The 15,539-nt window shown below is 66.5% G+C and carries 18 protein-coding genes and 1 pseudogene; 8 read left to right on the top strand and 11 right to left on the bottom strand.

Annotated features, from left to right (window positions below):
- The first annotated feature begins 11 nt into the window (after positions 1-11).
- The 3 genes from DEI96_RS17950 to DEI96_RS17940 all read left to right on the top strand — a co-directional run bounded on the left by DEI96_RS17950 (position 12) and on the right by DEI96_RS17940 (position 3,107).
- The gene (locus tag DEI96_RS17950; protein ID WP_111022510.1) at positions 12-1,646 is read left to right on the top strand and encodes a hypothetical protein; all 1,635 of its coding nucleotides are present in this window, start codon (positions 12-14) and stop codon (positions 1,644-1,646) included.
- 88 nt (positions 1,647-1,734) lie between these two features.
- Positions 1,735-2,688 (top strand): hypothetical protein, encoded by a 954-nt coding sequence (locus DEI96_RS17945; protein ID WP_146246853.1) that lies wholly within the window; start codon positions 1,735-1,737, stop codon positions 2,686-2,688.
- 167 nt (positions 2,689-2,855) lie between these two features.
- Complete coding sequence (locus tag DEI96_RS17940) at positions 2,856-3,107, top strand: hypothetical protein (RefSeq protein ID WP_111022511.1); 252 nt, start codon at positions 2,856-2,858, stop codon at positions 3,105-3,107.
- A gap of 125 nt (positions 3,108-3,232) precedes the next feature.
- Here DEI96_RS17940 and DEI96_RS17935 read toward each other — a convergent pair whose 3' ends face one another.
- From DEI96_RS17935 to DEI96_RS17915, 5 genes and pseudogenes are all read right to left on the bottom strand, one after another.
- Positions 3,233-4,045: an AAA family ATPase gene (locus tag DEI96_RS17935; protein ID WP_111022512.1), complete on the bottom strand. Its 813-nt coding sequence runs from the start codon at positions 4,043-4,045 to the stop codon at positions 3,233-3,235.
- A pseudogene (locus DEI96_RS18115) lies at positions 4,042-5,433 on the bottom strand (transposase). The gene DEI96_RS17935 and the pseudogene DEI96_RS18115 overlap by 4 nt, the downstream one beginning before the upstream one ends.
- A 7-nt stretch (positions 5,434-5,440) precedes the next feature.
- Positions 5,441-6,043, bottom strand: a complete 603-nt coding sequence (locus DEI96_RS17925) for a recombinase family protein (protein WP_111022513.1) — start codon at positions 6,041-6,043, stop codon at positions 5,441-5,443.
- 140 nt (positions 6,044-6,183) lie between these two features.
- A complete protein-coding gene (locus DEI96_RS17920) occupies positions 6,184-6,612 on the bottom strand; it encodes a uracil-DNA glycosylase family protein (RefSeq protein WP_228506156.1) in 429 nt (142 codons plus the stop codon).
- A gap of 140 nt (positions 6,613-6,752) precedes the next feature.
- Positions 6,753-7,817, bottom strand: a complete 1,065-nt coding sequence (locus tag DEI96_RS17915; RefSeq protein ID WP_240614499.1) for a TDT family transporter — start codon at positions 7,815-7,817, stop codon at positions 6,753-6,755.
- 165 nt (positions 7,818-7,982) lie between these two features.
- Here DEI96_RS17915 and DEI96_RS17910 point away from each other — a divergent pair, with 165 nt between their 5' ends.
- The gene (locus DEI96_RS17910) at positions 7,983-8,915 is read left to right on the top strand and encodes a LysR family transcriptional regulator (protein ID WP_208385475.1); all 933 of its coding nucleotides are present in this window, start codon (positions 7,983-7,985) and stop codon (positions 8,913-8,915) included.
- Here the strand turns inward: DEI96_RS17910 and eno are convergent.
- The 6 genes from eno to DEI96_RS17880 form a co-directional block, all read right to left on the bottom strand.
- Complete coding sequence (gene eno / locus DEI96_RS17905; protein WP_083393829.1) at positions 8,900-10,234, bottom strand: phosphopyruvate hydratase; 1,335 nt, start codon at positions 10,232-10,234, stop codon at positions 8,900-8,902. The genes DEI96_RS17910 and eno overlap by 16 nt on opposite strands.
- Before the next feature lie 145 nt (positions 10,235-10,379).
- Positions 10,380-10,865, bottom strand: a complete 486-nt coding sequence (locus DEI96_RS17900; protein ID WP_055960822.1) for an inorganic diphosphatase — start codon at positions 10,863-10,865, stop codon at positions 10,380-10,382.
- 26 nt (positions 10,866-10,891) lie between these two features.
- Complete coding sequence (locus DEI96_RS17895; protein ID WP_055960823.1) at positions 10,892-11,263, bottom strand: fluoride efflux transporter FluC; 372 nt, start codon at positions 11,261-11,263, stop codon at positions 10,892-10,894.
- The gene (locus DEI96_RS17890; protein WP_055962328.1) at positions 11,260-11,670 is read right to left on the bottom strand and encodes a CrcB family protein; all 411 of its coding nucleotides are present in this window, start codon (positions 11,668-11,670) and stop codon (positions 11,260-11,262) included. Before DEI96_RS17890 ends, DEI96_RS17895 begins: the two co-directional genes overlap by 4 nt.
- Before the next feature lie 89 nt (positions 11,671-11,759).
- Positions 11,760-12,503 (bottom strand): 2,3-bisphosphoglycerate-dependent phosphoglycerate mutase, encoded by a 744-nt coding sequence (locus DEI96_RS17885; protein WP_055960826.1) that lies wholly within the window; start codon positions 12,501-12,503, stop codon positions 11,760-11,762.
- Positions 12,500-13,006 (bottom strand): universal stress protein, encoded by a 507-nt coding sequence (locus tag DEI96_RS17880; RefSeq protein WP_060915497.1) that lies wholly within the window; start codon positions 13,004-13,006, stop codon positions 12,500-12,502. Before DEI96_RS17880 ends, DEI96_RS17885 begins: the two co-directional genes overlap by 4 nt.
- 342 nt (positions 13,007-13,348) lie before the next feature.
- Between DEI96_RS17880 and DEI96_RS17875 the strand changes: the two genes are divergently transcribed.
- Genes DEI96_RS17875 through DEI96_RS17860 form a run of 4 tightly spaced genes read left to right on the top strand, consistent with a single transcriptional unit; the run spans position 13,349 to position 15,532 of the window.
- Positions 13,349-13,681, top strand: coding sequence for an ArsR/SmtB family transcription factor (locus tag DEI96_RS17875; protein WP_220039106.1), 333 nt, complete (start codon positions 13,349-13,351; stop codon positions 13,679-13,681).
- Entirely contained in the window at positions 13,678-14,286 is a 609-nt protein-coding gene (locus DEI96_RS17870; RefSeq protein ID WP_111022515.1) for a cadmium resistance transporter, read from the top strand. The genes DEI96_RS17875 and DEI96_RS17870 overlap by 4 nt, the downstream gene beginning before the upstream one ends.
- A 20-nt stretch (positions 14,287-14,306) precedes the next feature.
- On the top strand, positions 14,307-14,798 hold the full coding sequence (locus tag DEI96_RS17865; protein ID WP_181440452.1) for a signal peptidase II: 492 nt from the start codon (positions 14,307-14,309) through the stop codon (positions 14,796-14,798).
- Positions 14,795-15,532 carry a cytochrome c biogenesis CcdA family protein gene (locus DEI96_RS17860; protein ID WP_111022517.1) on the top strand — a complete coding sequence of 246 codons (738 nt, stop codon included), beginning with the start codon at positions 14,795-14,797 and terminating at the stop codon, positions 15,530-15,532. Before DEI96_RS17865 ends, DEI96_RS17860 begins: the two co-directional genes overlap by 4 nt.
- The last annotated feature ends 7 nt before the right edge of the window (positions 15,533-15,539 follow it).

Below are 15,539 nucleotides of genomic sequence, written 5' to 3'. Positions count from 1 at the left end.
GAATCATTCACATGGCGGATCTTGGGGTCGTTGTTGACGGCCGGGTAGACAGAAGCAAGCTCGACGAGCTCTTGGCTTGGGAGGCTGAGCAGGAGCCGCTCGACTTCAAGGCCTCGATCGACTTCCGCGTGCCGAAGGACCAAGTCGAGTTCGTGAAGGATCTCCTGGCGATGATGTCGCTCAGGGATGGCGGCTACCTCGTCGTTGGCGTTGACAACGGTGGTAGGGCCGCTGAGGATCAGCAGCCCATCGTTCCTGCTCACTTCGACTCGGCCACTCTCCTACAGAAGGTCGCCGCGTACGTCGACGCCACCACGACAATCGTCAGCGCGGTTCACACGATCAAGGCCCCGTCAGGTAGGGACTGGGACGTCGCTTTGGTGTTCGCTGGCCCGCCGCCCTCTCTGTTCCCTCTCGTGGTCAAAAAGCAGGGTGAGTTTGAGCAACAGGAGCGCGACAAGACCCGGACGAAGGTCAGGTTCCGACCAGGCGACGTCATCGTGCGCGAGGGGACGACCACGGCCGTGCTCCGGCACGAATTCTGGCCGCGGCTTCTCGATCGCTACACCGAGAAGGTTCGCGAGGACGCACGTCGAGACAGCGATGCACTCATTCACCGATTCGTGCAGATCCTGAATGAGCAGCCGAACGACGGTTTGTATCGCTCGGGCGGTGGAGTGGCGCAGCCGCCACCGATCGACTTGGACATGGACCTCCCTACTCTGGCGATTGCTGCCGACTCGTTGATCGAGTCCGGGAACCTCTCACGCCTTGACCGCTTCCTAATCCAGGTCGCGGAGCGGCTTCGCTCGGCAGCATCGTCAGAGGAGTACGCGCCGGCGCGAGCAGTGCTTGATCGCGCATTCGCTCTCGCTTCCTCAGCGGTGCTCTACGGATCCGATGAGCAACTCGAGCGGATCCTGCAGACGCTGTTTGACTACTACAACGCGGTGCCCAGAATCGGTGACGCGGTGACGAATGAGACCCCCCGGGAGCAGCGACGTGCAGGTGCTTGGCTAGAGGTCTTAGCGCACCTCTACGTGCTTGGTGCTTTGGCGGTTCGCCGAAAGAAATGGGCACAGCTACGCGCCCTCACCCTGCGGCGTTACTTGGTTCATGAGAGCTACGGCTACGCCTCCTGGCTGCGGCACGCGATCACAAGCGCAGCGCGTGCCGGCCTCTTGAAGACTGCAAAGGGCGAGGGGGGAGACACGCTCCGAGGTGCTCCCGTGATCTCACGAGCGCTGCAGCTCGCAACCACCACGGCCGAACTCCGCCCAGATCTCGTAAGTGATCCAGGACTGCAGCCACGACTGCTCGACAGCCTCTGCGAATTTGACATCATCTGGTGCATCGTCGCGCAAACCGCTACCGACAGGCCGGACGGGATGGACTTCTATCCGAGTAGTTCCGAGCTTGATCAAGTTCACGCCAACGGAGCCTTTGTGCTGATCGCGAGCGACGCCGAGGCTCGCTCCGCGCTTTTCCCGGGCCAGTCTGACCAACAGATCGGCACTGCAATGCTTTACGTCTGGGCTCGGGCAAACCGACAGTCTTGGGAACACGACGGTTGGTGGACCCACCTCCCCACCCCGGCCGCGCAATGGGCCGAGAGTGTCGACGCCGAGCAGCCAGGTCCGATCTAGTGGGGATCCTCGGGAACTCGGCTCCGCCGGCCAGACAGAATTGGTCAAGTCCTCAATCGGGGTATACCAACGGACGAGGGGCATCACGATGAGCTCTGACCTCGAGCACGCCTGGCATTACACGACGGCGCAGGGCCTCCTCAGCATCCTGCAGTCGAACCGGCTTTGGGCAAGTTCTGCTGCATTCATGAACGACGTCGACGAGATCCAGACCGGCCGCCGTGCTCTTCGAGAGTCCCTCTCAGAGCGAGCAGAGGACTGGCAGACCCGGCAACTGCAGCTTCTCGGGGTGATGAACGACGCACAACCCGACAACCTGTTCCTCCTGTCGGCCTCCAGCGACGGCGACGCGCTTACGCTCTGGCGCAGCTACGGAATGGGAACCGAGGCTGAATACGCCCTCGAACTCGACCCTTCAGTCCCACTCGCCCCGGTGGTGCAGAACATGGCCGCCGAACACCCCAGCCCACCGCCCGGATGGGGTGAAGAGATCATCGACTACACCGATGACGGCCAGCCGATCCCCGGACCGGACCCGGACCAACCGTCCGTATGGGGCGGCACGTGGGGACGTGTTCGATACCTCAGCGAAGGGAGCACATGGGCCGACGAAGAGGCAGAGCGAATTCTCTCAAGGCTCCGAAAGCCTAGGCCTGGACGGATTACCGTTCCGTTTGTCGGTGACTACTTTACCGGTGTCGACCCCACGGTTCTGTTCAAAAACCCCGGCTTCGTTGACGAACGGGAGGTTCGAACGACGTGGGACGTATGGCCCCGGTGGAAGTTTGTGCTCTATCGGGCGTCCCGGTTAGGTATCACCCCCTACATCGAAGTTGGTGCTTACGAGGCGGGATCGACACCAGTTTTCGATGAGGATGAACCATTCGTCGCGCCCTCCCGACTAGGGCGGTTGCCGATCCGAGCTGTGCGCATCGGCCCGACTCGTCGTAACGAGAGTGCTGGGCGAGCTCTTCGTCAGTTGTTGGATGCCACGGGATACGGGAGCGTCCAAATCTTCGAAAGCGCGGCGCCGTATCGTTGATTCCGACCCACCCGGTCGCGGGACGGGCGGAGAACCGGTCGCCATGACCTTTGTTTGCGTGTCACCTGCAATTGGCCGCGGCTGCGATCAGCTGTGCGGGCATGGATCTGCTACCGGACGAAGGTCGAGCTCATCCCGAATCGCCGCAACGAAGTAGGCACGCCGTCATGGATCATCCCGAGCTCGTCACCGTCGCTGACCGTCGCGTCATGATCGGCGTCCTCGCCAACCTCGCAGCTGCCTTCCTCGGCGCAGTCGACCACCCTCGCGCCGCTGGCTCACTCACGCGGAACATGACCGCCAGGTTCCGCAACGACCTCGGACGTGATCTCGGGCGCACCCCGACCGACCAGGAGTGCTACGAGGCCGTCGAAGCGCAGATTGATCGCCTTCGACGCTCCATCGGGGAGTACGACTAGCCGCGTCCGTTCGACGGTCGTCAACCGGACGCTCGGCGTTCCCAACCTCGCGCGCGAACGGCCACGCTGGCAACCTGTGAGCAGCCTCGGTCTGTGTCGTCGTTTTCGCTGCGATCAGTGTCGCGTCAGGTGGTGCCGATGACGAGGGTGCTGCGGGCGGCTTCGACGACGTCGTTGGTGATGACGTCCAGCTCGTTGATCTTCAGGACGCGTTGGATCTGAGGGAGGAGGCGCTCGAGGAGCCGGAAGTTGCCGCGGGTGATGCGTTCGACAGCGGCGATGGCTTGCGCGTCGGTGAAGTCGTCGGGGTCGAGCGTCTTGCCGAGCTTGCGCCATTGGCGTTCGAGGACGAACAGCAGCTCGTCGTGGCCGAGGGGACGGTACTGGTGGGCAAATCCAAGGCGGCTGTAGAGCTGCGGGTAGTGGGTGAACTGCTTCTCGATGCCGGGCATGCCGATGAGGATCATCGCTATGCCTGTTCGGTCGTACTGGTCGCGGAGCCACTCGATGGCGTTGCCGGTGAGGCGTTCGGACTCGTCGATGATGATCAGCTCGAGCAGGGACGGGTTGGGGCCGTGTGCGTGGTCGAAGTGGCGGCCGTGGAGGAGGAGGTGTTCCTCGATGCAACGTTCGGTGCGGAGCATGTCGTGCCGGAGGTCGTCCTGGAGGGCCCGCATCGTTGCGGAGACCTCGGGCGTGTAGAAGACGGTGCGGGCGCGGTGGGCGGCGGCGTAGATCTTGGTGTCGTCTTCGCTGCGTGCGGCCCACCTGGCGATGAACGGGCCGATGCTGTCCCAGTGCGCGTAGCGGCGAGCTGAGAGGGTCTTGCCGACGCCGGCAGGGCCGAAACAGACGCCGATGGTGTTCTGCTTCCGAACGGCGTCCGCGAACTCCGCGAACCGGCGGTGCTCCTTGGTGATGATGAACTGGCTCGTCATGACCTGTCCTCCTCGTAGGTCTTCAGTCGCGGCTGTTCCGGCTCGGCGGCTGGTGGGCTGGTGTCGTCTGAAGCCGGGGGGACGATCGCGACGCGTTCGCGGATTTGCCCGCGTAGAGCCCGGCGCTGAGCGTTTCGGGCGGCTTGGATCTGCTTGAGGCTGACCGTCTCGGTCTGATGCTCGGTGCTGATCGCGGTGCAGAGAAACGCGTCACGGTGGAAGACGCGGATCTCGGTGACGTCACGAGGGTCGTACCGAATGGCGACGGTGCTGCCGACGAACGGTGCGAGGGTCGTCGCGGTGTAGCGGAGGCCCTCGAAGTGGATGCCGTCGCGCTGCACGACGCGCGTGGTTGGGACGGTGAGCAGGAACCCGTCGAGCTGTTCGAGGGAATCCGGGAGCCGTGCCAGCCACCCGTCTGCGATCCACGCTTGCAGTGGGCTCATCCGGAGCTCGCGGTGGGTGCGGGCGTTGTAGCGGCGGATGAACGTATTGATGGCGCTGTCGATGCCGGCGAGATCAAGGCTGGGTGTCGGTGCTGCGGTTCCAGGTGCGAGGTGGCCGGCGAGCGTTGGGAGCAGCTCGGTGTTGATCGTGCCGAAGAACCGCTCGATCTTCCCGCGGCCCTGGGGGCGGGCGACCTGCGAGTGGATGATCCGGAGATGCAGCACAGCGGCGGTGTCGCCGAGGCGGTGGCTGGTGAAGTCGGACCCATGGTCCGTGTAGAGCACGTCCGGGATCCCGCAGACAGGCTAGTCCGGCTCCGACTTGTGCCAGATCGCCTGTCGCAGCGCGAGCGCAGTGTTCGCCGCTGACGGGGCGCCGAGAAACACCATGTACCCGCAGATCGCGCGGGAGTGATCATCGAGGATCACCGTCAACCACGGCCGTGCGGGCTTGCCGTCGGGGCCGACGATGAGCAGGTCCAACATCGTGTGGTCCGCCTGCCAGATCGCATTGGGGCGGTCCGCGCGACGTCGGAGCAGCAGCTCGTGCTTGTCCCGGTACGACGCCGGCCCCTCGAGCGCGAGCGTCACCATCCCGGGATCGAGCCCGTTCACGATCGACCGCACGACGGAATACGACGGCGACGGCAGTCCCCGTCCAGCGCAGTGGACGCCGACCTGACGGTGGATGGTGGCGATCGACGGTCGCGGCCTGGTGAGTGCGAGCCCTTCGACCAGGCGGACGAGTTCCGGTGCCGTGCGCCGGACACCAAGGTCGGCGCGAGTGTCATCGGTGAGGGCGGTGTATCCGCCGGTCCGGTAGCGGGCGAGCCAGCGTTGCAGGGTGCGCTCGCTGATACCCGTACAGCGGGCGAGGGTGGCGAGCGGGATTGCGTCGTCTACGTGCAGTCGAAGGATCCGCCACCGCTCGCTCGCGTCCATGATCGAGCTACATCGTCGGCGAGGGCTTAGGTCGCCTCGCCGCGACCGGTTCAGTGTGGCGAGCGATGGCCCGGTAGATAGTGGTGCGGCTGACGCCGAGGACGTTGCCGATCTGCGCGACGGTCATGTCCTGCTGCTCGTACAGCCGACGCGCGGTCCGCACCTGGTCCGCGGAGAGCCGAGACGGGCGGCCTCCGGTCCGTCCGCGGGCGCGGGCGGCGGCGAGACCGGCGTTGGTGCGTTCCTTGATGAGGTCCCGTTCGAACTCCGCCAGTGCGGCGAAGACGTGGAACACGAGGCGGCCGCCGGGTGAGGTGGTGTCGATGGTCTCCTGCAGAGACCGGAACCCGATGCCGCGCTCGGCGAGAGCGTGGAGCTGGTCGATGAGGTGCCGGATGGATCGACCGAGCCGGTCGAGTCGCCAGACGACGAGAGTGTCGCCGGGGCGGAGCTGGTCGAGGAGCTTGTCGAGCTCGGGTCGGTGTTGGAGCGACCCGGACATGGTGTCGACGAACACGCGGTAGCAACCGGCGGCGTTGAGCGCGTCGATCTGCAGCGAGGCGTCCTGGTCGGTGGTGGACACACGCGCGTACCCGAGAAGGTGACCCATGAAGAGAACGTAGCGAAACTCGACCAGGAGGGGTAGTGGCGGCACGTAGATTCTGGGACTGGGTTCCGCTACAAGACACGGCGCCTCGCACCCGGACTGAGCGCCGGTACGGATAGTTGTAGCGGAATCGTTCGTATTTGTTACGTCTGCCGCGCTCGCGCGGCGAGCCGGAGTGCTTGCACGGAACGGAGGTGTTGTTCCGATCGGTGGCGGCCGTTGGCGGGAGACGGATGTGGTGCTGCGATGACCGGAAGGAGTCGGGGGTGCTCGTCCAGGGTGAAGTGTCGCATGACGCCGTCGAGGGCAACGGCCCCGTACGTGACGATCGCAGTGAGAGCGGGGAGGGCCGCGAGCAGTGTGGCGAGGGCATGCCGCCCCTCGTCGATGTCCTCGAGTCGCACGCGGTCGGGCAGTTCCCATGGGACAAGGTTCCAGCGGACGTACTCGCCGCGTGCGAGTCCGGACTCGATACGGGCTGCTCGGAACGCGGCCGCGGTCGGGCCCGGGTTGTCCTCGCTGCAGATCGCTGCGTGCGCTGCGGCGATGGTCTGGGGGCCAGGCGACTGCATCAGGACCAGGACACGGCTGAATCTGCCGCCGGATCGTGGGTCGAAGCTCGGGACGAACCGTCGGCTGCCGTCGGGCGCGGTCCGCCACGTCTCCGCGAGACCGTTCAGCGATCGAACGTCAGCGAGTTCCTCGGGGGTACTCATGCCGGCTGTGGCGGTGCCAGCAGGGTGCCACGGATGACGGATCCGTGAAAGGTGCGAAGGGCAACGGTGATCCATGCGGCGACGAGGCCGGCGTAGTAGATGACGGCCAGGACGGCAACGACGGTCAGGCCTGAGTGCAGGGCGAGCCCGTTCAGGCCGGTGACGCAGGTCCCGACGGGGAACGTGAAGGACCACCAAGTCAGGCTGAACGGCAAGTGTTCGCGGGCAGTGCGGATGGTGATCGCGAGGGCGATGACGGTCCACAGCAGCGCGAAGCCGAGCATCGCGAACCCGTACACCAGCGCCACGACCAGCAGGGCATGCGCGGTACTCGCATCGACAACGGTGGGGGCGTTCGATGCGAGGAGGTTCACCGCGGTGATCGACTGTCCGACCGGCCCGAGGACGATCCACAGAGTCGGGACCATGCCGGCGGCCCCGACCTTGTGCTGCGCGAGACGGTTCCAGATCAGCGTGATCACGACCAGCGACGTGATGAGGCTGAGGCCGAAGAAGCCGTAGCAGGACCACAGCAGCGTCTCCCGCGCCTGCCCGGCGGGGGCGTACGGCAGCAGGAGCGCACCGGTGGAGGCGGACACCATCGGCGGGACGATCGGCATCAGCCAGCCGCCGAACGCGGAGTCGGGCTTGTTCTCGTGGCGGGTGAACGCCAGGTACGGCACGAGCACTGCCGTGAGCAGTCCTCCGATGGTGCCGATGGTCCACAGGACCCAGTCGATGGTGACGGCGGCGGGCAGGCCGACCCAGTCCTTGCCGAGCAGGAGTGTCCCGGCGCCGACGGTGAGGAACGCCATCGGTGGTGCGCCGTAGAAGTGCGAGATCACCGGGTTGAGCTGGTGCCCGGCTGCAGTGCTCCGGTAGCGGATCCAGTGCAGCACCGTCGCGGTCGTGAGGGCGACGAGGAGCACCGCGGCGATCGCCCACACGACCGTCGCCGCGAGGCGCAGCCCGGGGAACTGCAGCGGCAGTGACGCAGCTGCGACAGCGACGATCCCCGTGCCCATGATCGACGCGAACCAGTTCGGTGTGAGATTCGACACGATCAGGCCTGGCCGCTCCAGGTCACGGAACAACGCCGTCTGCGGCCGTTGGGGCAGCTGGCTACCGTTCGCGGGTGCAGGGTCCGTGCGGAGCGTTGTCATGGGCCAAGCCTGCGCGAATCCTGCCTCTGGCGGTACCCGGAACCTCTTGGCAGGGCACAATCAATGATTGTGGCACTACGGCGACTCACGGACCGAACCCTCGACCTCGACACACTCGACGTGCTCGCACGCGTCGCCGAGACCGGCTCCCTCTCCGCTGCCGCTGGAGCGCTCGGCGTCACGCAACAGGCAGTGTCTGCTCGGATCCGGGTCGCCGAGCGCATGGTCGGTCACTTGTTGGTGCACCGCTCGACCACGGGGTCGGTGCTGACCGAGACCGGCAGGCTCGTCGTCGGGCTGGCCGGACCGGTCCTCGACGCGTCTCGCCACCTCGAAGCAGGAGTGGCTGCGCTGCGGACTCCCACGGGTTCGCTCGTCGTCGCAGCGTCACAGACGATCGCGGAGCTGCTGCTGCCGGGCTGGCTGCTCGAATTCCGCCGCCGCGAACCCGACGTGCGGGTGCGCCTGATCGCGGGCAACTCCGCCGCGGTGACGGACCTCGTGCAGTCGGGTGGCGCGAACCTCGGGTTCACGGAGACCCCGGTGACGGCGGCAGGTGTGTCCGCGCAGGTGATCGCGGACGATGAGCTCGCGGTCGTCGTTGCGCCGGAACATCCCTGGGCTCGGTCGACCGGGATCACTGCGGAGGTCCTGGCGGCGACGGCTCTGCTCCTGCGGGAAGAAGGTTCCGGAACTCGCGCGACCCTCGCCGCATGGCTCAGGGAGGCCGGTTTGAGCATGTCGGTTCCGGCCGCGGTGCTGGAGACCACGAGCATCATCCGGGCGAACGCGCAGGCTGGAATTGCACCGGCGGTGATGAGCCTTCGCACGGTCGCCGCCGACATCAACGACGGGTCGCTGGTGCGGGTCCCGCTCGCTGGGCCGCCACTTGCCCGGCCGTTGCGGGCGATCTGGTCGGGAGAGCCTCAGCCAGCTGGTTCTGCTTTCCTGCGCGTCGCCCACGAGGTGACCGGTCGGGGTCAGCGCAGCCCGTAGGGCAGCTCCGGATTGTTCTCCGCGATCTCGGTGAGCCGGTTGTACTTGGCGACGCGTTCTCCGCGGGCGGGTGCGCCGGACTTGATCTGTCCGGTTCCGGTGCCGACGACGAGGTCCGCGATGAACGTGTCGGTGGTCTCGCCGGACCGGTGCGACACCATGCTCCGCATCCCGAGCGAGCGTGCGACGCCGATCGCGTCGAGGGTCTGGGAGACGGTGCCGATCTGGTTCGGCTTGATGAGCGCCGCGTTCGAGAGCCCGTCCTTCCCACCGTCGCGGATGCGCTGCGGATCGGTGACGTAGAGATCATCGCCGACGATCTGGAGCATGTCGCCGAGCGCGAACGACATCGCCTTCCAGCCGCCGTGGTCATCTTCGGAGAAGCCGTCTTCGATGCTCCGGATCGGATACCGGCTGATGAGGTCGCGGTAGTAGTCGACCATGCCTGCGCGGTCGAGCCGGCGGTCCACGACCCGGTAGCTACCGTCACCGAGCGCGAACTCGTTCGCCGCCGGGTCGAGTGCGATCGCGACGGTGTCCACGCCGGGCTCGTAACCGGCGGCACTGATCGCGGCGACGAGGAGGTCGAGGGCCTCCTCGGGCGCGGCGATCGACGGGGCGAAGCCGCCTTCGTCCCCGAGACCGAGACTGCCGAACCGTTCCCGGACCAGTGCCGCCAGCGCGTGGTAGACGTCCGATCCGATCCGAACCGCGTCGGTCATGGTCTCGGCGTTCACCGGGGCGATCATGAACTCCTGGAAGTCGAGCGCGTTCGCTGCGTGCGCTCCGCCGTTGAGCACGTTGAAGTGCGGGACGGGCAGGCGGGGCGTGCTGCCGGTGACGTCTGCGATCCAACGCCAGAGCGGCAGCTCCGCTGCGGCGGCGAGAGCGCGTGCCATCGCGATCGAGGTCGCGACGACACTGTTCGCGCCGAGCCGGCGGTGGTTCGGGGTGCCGTCGAGGGCAGCGAGGGCGGCGTCGGCCTGCCCGATCGAGGTCCACGACTGGCCGGTGATCATCGGTGCGACGTCCGTCGTGATGAGGTGCAGTGCCTGGCTCACGTCGCGGCCGCCGTAGCTGCTGCCGCCGTCGCGAAGCTCGACAGCCTCATGCGCGCCAGTGGATGCGCCTGCGGGGGCGTCACCGGTGACGACGGTGCCGTCCTCGAGCTCGAGACGCACCTGGATCGTCGGGTAGCCGCGGGAGTCGAGGATCCGGGAGCCGTGCAGGCTGCTGATGGTGACGGGGCGGCTGGTGTGGGTCACGTACTCGCCCTGATGGTGGGTGGTGTGGTGGACGTTGCTGATGTAGTCGTTCACGGCGGTTGTCGCCTTTCGGGTTGGTCGTGCGGGTGTGGGCCGCGGGGAGGCGGAGGGACGACCTCCTGGCGATCACTGGGCGCCAGTTGCCTCCCCACGGCGGTTCAGGGCGCGCACTGGATGGTGTCGGGTGCGCGGGTGCCGGTCAGGGGTGCGGGGTGAACCGTTCCTGTGCGGCGCGGATGATGGCTTCGGCGTCGACACGGTTCGCCCACCCGTTGGTGGTGACGTGCTTGCCGTGCTCGATCTCCTTGTAGTGGGCGAAGAAGTGCTCGATCTCCGCCAGGACCGGCTCGGCGACGTCGGAGATGTCCTGGACGTGGTCGAAGCGGACGTCTCCGGCGGGGACGGTGAGGATCTTGTCATCGCCGCCGTTCTCGTCGACCATGCGGAGCATCCCGACCGGGCGGACGTCGATGACGACGCCGGGGAACGTGGGCCGGGGCAGCAGCACGAGCGCGTCGAGGGGGTCGCCGTCATCGCCGAGAGTGTCGTCGATCGAGCCGTAGTCCTGCGGGAACACCATGCTGGTGAACACCGCCCGGTCCAGGCGGATCCGTCCGGTGGCGTGGTCGACCTCGTACTTGTTGCCGCTGCCGCGGGGGATCTCGATCGTGATGTCGAAGTGCATGAGCTGTTCGTCTCCCAGTCGGATGGTCAAGTGAGGGTGCCGAGGGTGACGCCCCCGGCGGCTGCGGCGACGGAGACGACGAGCATCCCGAGCCCGTTCACGGCAGCCGCGGTGGTGCGGCCAGTGCGTGCGAGGCGGACGGTCTCGAAGCTGGCGGTGCTGAACGTGGTGTAGCCACCCATGAGCCCTGTTCCGAGCACCGCGACGGGGGTGGCGCCGAGGTGACCGGCGGCGCCGGTGATCAAGCCCAGCAGGAACGAGCCGGTGATGTTGATCGTCAGCGTCCCGACCGGGAGCCGGAACTGCCGACCCCGGTTGATCGCACCATCCACGAAGAACCGTGCGGCCGCGCCGACACCGCCAGCGACCGCGACGCTGAGGAAGGCCAGGGCGCTCATGATGTGGCCCCGTTCGGTCGGACCAAACCCGCGATCGCGAGGCCGCTACCGGTGGCGATCGCGCCGGCGAGGACCGTCAGGAGCGCGTACCCGGTGCCGGCCAACCCGCGGCCAGCGAGGAACAACACCGCGGTGCTGGTCGCGAGGGTGCTGTAGGTGGTGAACCCGCCGAGGACACCGGTTCCCAGAAGCAGGCGCAGTGTCCGGCGGCGACCCTCGTCAGGTCCGCGATGCGCGAGGTGTTCCAGCAGCACACCCAGTAGGAGCGCGCCGGCGATGTTGATCCAGAAGATCGCCCAGGACACCTCCTGCTGAGCGGGGAACGCGGTGCTGAGTCCGTCGCGTGCGGCGGTACCGATGGCGCCGCCGAGTGCGACGACACCGAGGTACCGCCACCGCAGATGCACTGGCCGGTCGATACGTTCCGGGTCGTTGGCGTCGATGTCTGGGTCGGGCGGGAGCTGCCCATCGGGCAGGTGCGTGTCCGTTCGGGAGGTCATGTTCCACCTTCCGCAGCGACCGCTGCCGCTGCTGCTCGTGCTGCCGGATGCAGGTACTCCCCACCCCGCGGACAGAACCCACCGTCGCCGTCGAACCGGTAGATCAGGGGTTCGCCCGTGGGGAGGTTCAGGTCCGCGAGCTCACCGTCAGTTAGGCCGTCCATGCAGGCACACAGTGCCCGCAGTGAGTTGCCGTGCGCGACGACGAGCACTGTCTGCCCGTCGCGGAGTGCCGGGGTGATGCTGTGCGACAGGACGGGTTGGACCCGGCGGATGACGTCGGAGAGTGTTTCGGTTCGACGAAGTGCCGCCCACGGCAGTCCACGAAGCGCCGGCGTCCGCCGGAGCGCCAGCCACGCGCGGATCGACATGCGTGGTGGCCGTCCCGTGCGGGTCCGACGAACAGCGAAGAACTGCTCCGCCCCCAACGCCGCTTGCGCATTCTGCTTGGACATGCCGGTGAGGGCGCCGTAGTTCCGCTCGTTCAACCGCCACGTCGACTCGATCGGCGCATCACGTCCGAGGACGTCGGTGACGAGCTCCGCCGTGTGGAGCGCCCGCTCGAGCGTCGACGTGAGCACGAGGTCCGGTCGGATGCCGGCATGCAGAAGTAGCAACCCAGCCCGATTCGCTTCGGCGCTGCCCTGTTCGGTCAGCGCGACGTCTCGCAAGCCGGTGAAGGTACCGGCAGCGTTCGCAGTGCTCTGTCCGTGGCGGAGCAGAACAAGCTGGCCGGTCACGGGGTGTCCCACGGCAGTGGGGCATCGAACCCGACCGGATCAACGGGCACTACGAGCACTGAACGGTGCTGCTGATGGGTCAGCCGTACCGCGACCGACCCCGTGAAGAACTCCGCGATTCGACCCGCTCCCGTCCTGGCCCCGACGACCAGCATCGCCGCGTCGCGGTCTTCGGCCACCTGCGACAGTGCCCGGCTCGGATCCCCGACACCCGGGACGAACGTGACGTCGACGCCGTAGGTCGTTGCGGCAGCACGTACTGCCGCCTTGTCACTGTCCGACAAGCCCTGCGGTGTCGTGTCAGCGGTGTCAGGGTCAATCGGTTCCACCATCACCGACCCGTCCGAGCGCGTACCGGCATCGAAGAGCGATGCATCCACGCTGACGCACACCAGCGTCGTACCGAAGCGCCGCGCGATAGACGACGCAACCTCGATGACCCCCGGAGCGAGGCCGGGCAGGACGCCGACGACGACCGGTCCGGAACCGATTGGTGCTGTCATGACACTCCCTACCTCAGGCGCGCAGAAGCGCGACCAGCTGAGATAGGGACTGTTGTCGACAACTGTCGAGGTTGGGTCCGGCAAGCCCCACTACCGGGTCCGAAGACACCACCATTATGCACCCGAACCCCAAGTCACGCGGGCCGTCTCGCGCACCCGCGACGTCCCGACACCGAAGGAAGCGATTCCGACGACACGGAGCGAAGCTGCCCACAGCTACAAGACACGCCGCCGCGGCGGATGTCTCACGGCGACTTCGTTCCGTTGTAGCGAAATCGGAGGTTTCTGGCACGAGATCGAGAACGGGTCTCCATGATCGGTGGTTTCCGATATGATCGGCCGATGCCGATGACCGCAGACATGACCGCCGCCGTCTCCCTATTCCACTCGCTCGCTGAGCCGAACCGCTTGATCATCCTGCGCCGACTCAGCCGAAGCGAGGCGCGCGTGCGGGATCTCACGGACGAGCTAGGCCTGGCCCAGTCGACAGTTTCAGAGCACGTTGCGTGCCTTCGGGACTGCGGGCTCATTGTTGCCCGTGCAGACGGACGGCAGAACTTCTACTCGGTGAGCACCCCCGAGGTCATCGACGTTCTCGAAACTGCCGAGCTGCTGCTCGAAGCGACCGGACACAAGGTTGACCTGTGCTCGACCTACGGGCGCGATGCCCGATGATCGGCACCATCGCAGGAGCGGTAGGCCTTTTTGCTGCCACCAACATCGATGACATCGTGGTCCTGACGGTGCTGTTCCTCGCGTCAACGCGCGGCACGCTGCCGGGGTGGAAAGTTGTCATTGGCCAGTACGCCGGCTTCATTGCGCTCGTCGCGATCAGCGTCCTCGCTGCCGCTGGACTCACCATCGTTCCCGATCAGTGGGTCGGCTTCCTCGGACTCATTCCCCTCGGGATCGGCCTGGTCGGGTTGATCCGTGCGCTGCGCCGCCGCGGCGAGGACGATGACGATGACGCGGCGGTGCGGGCGGGCGGCCTTCTTGGGGTCGCCGGCATCACCATCGCTAACGGCGCCGACAACATCTCCCTGTACACGCCCGTATTCCGCACAGCACCGATTCCCGACACGGTGGTCACGATCGCGGTGTTCCTCGTCCTCGTTGCGGTGTGGTGTCTCGTCGCTCGCTTCGTTGGCACGAACAAGACCGTCACGGAAGCCCTCGAGAAGATCGAGCACTGGCTCGTGCCGGCCGTCTTCATCGGCCTGGGCCTCTACATCCTCATCGAATCCGGCGTGATCGCGCGCCTCATCGACGTCCTGTCATGAGAGCGACCAGCCGTGTCGCTGTGGTGCTGCTGATCGCCGCCGCCGCGCTCACCATCGACCAGCTCTCGAAGGCGTGGGCGCTCACTGGGCTCGGTCCGTCGCGAGTGATCGAGCTGGCGCCGGGTATGACCTTCCAGCTCGTCTTCAACCCGGGCGTCGCTTTCAGCCTCGGACGGAACATGGGTCCGCCGCTCGCGGTCGGCATCATCGTGCTTACGCTGTGCCTGACGACATGGGCAGTCGTCCGCGCGGTTCGCGGAGCCGACATGATCGCGACAGGGCTGATGAGCGTCGCCGTCGGCGGGGCAGCTGGCAACCTCTGGGACCGAGTCACCCGCGCCGAGAACGGTCCGCTCACCGGTGAAGTCGTCGACTTCATCAATGTCGACTGGTTCGCGATCTTCAACGTCGCCGACATCTTCGCCACCCTCGGCATCGCCGGATTCGCCCTTCGGTTCCTCCTGCCGAACCGACACTCCGGCGAACCCACATCTAGGGACGGGGCGGCATGAGCGGGAACCCTTTCGCGGAAGCGATCCTCAGCGGGCAGCTGCTCGTCGCCGTCCCGGTGGCGCTCCTCGCCGGCCTGGTGTCCTTCCTGTCGCCGTGCGTACTCCCACTCGTCCCTGGATACCTCGGCTTCATCGGCGGTGTCGCCGAGCAACGCCGCCGCAGCACACTCATCCTCGGGGTGCTCCTGTTCATCCTTGGCTTCACCGTCATCTTCGTCGCCTATGCCGCAGCGTTCGGCGCGCTCGGCTTCTGGCTGATCCGCTGGCGCGACCTCCTAACCCAGATTCTCGGCGGCTTCGTGATCATCATGGGGCTCGTATTCATCGGCCGTTTCGGCGTCCTGCAGCGCACCCTGAAACCACGCTGGAAACCCGCCACCGGCATCGCCGGCGCACCCCTTCTCGGCATCGTGTTCGGGCTCGGGTGGACTCCATGCCTTGGCCCCACACTCACCGCAATCAATCTGCTGAGCCTGCAGGCGGCGAGCACGTGGAACGGCGTCCTCCTCGGCATCGCCTACTGCCTCGGACTCGGGATCCCGTTCCTGTTCCTCGCCCTCGGCGCAAGCTGGGCCACAACCGCAGTCACCCGGATCAAGCGACACATGCGCACGGTGAACCTGATCGGTGGCGGGGTACTGATCCTGATCGGCGTCCTCATGGTCACGGGCCTCTGGTCCTCGCTGATGTACACCATCGGAGCGCAGATCGGGCAGTACGTCACCCTCCTCTAAACAACCC

Source organism: Curtobacterium sp. MCLR17_031 (genome assembly GCF_003234775.2).
Taxonomy (GTDB): Bacteria; Actinomycetota; Actinomycetes; order Actinomycetales; family Microbacteriaceae; genus Curtobacterium; species Curtobacterium flaccumfaciens.
The sequence above is the reverse complement of the archived record's forward strand: the minus strand, read 5'-3'. Positions and strand labels throughout refer to the sequence as shown.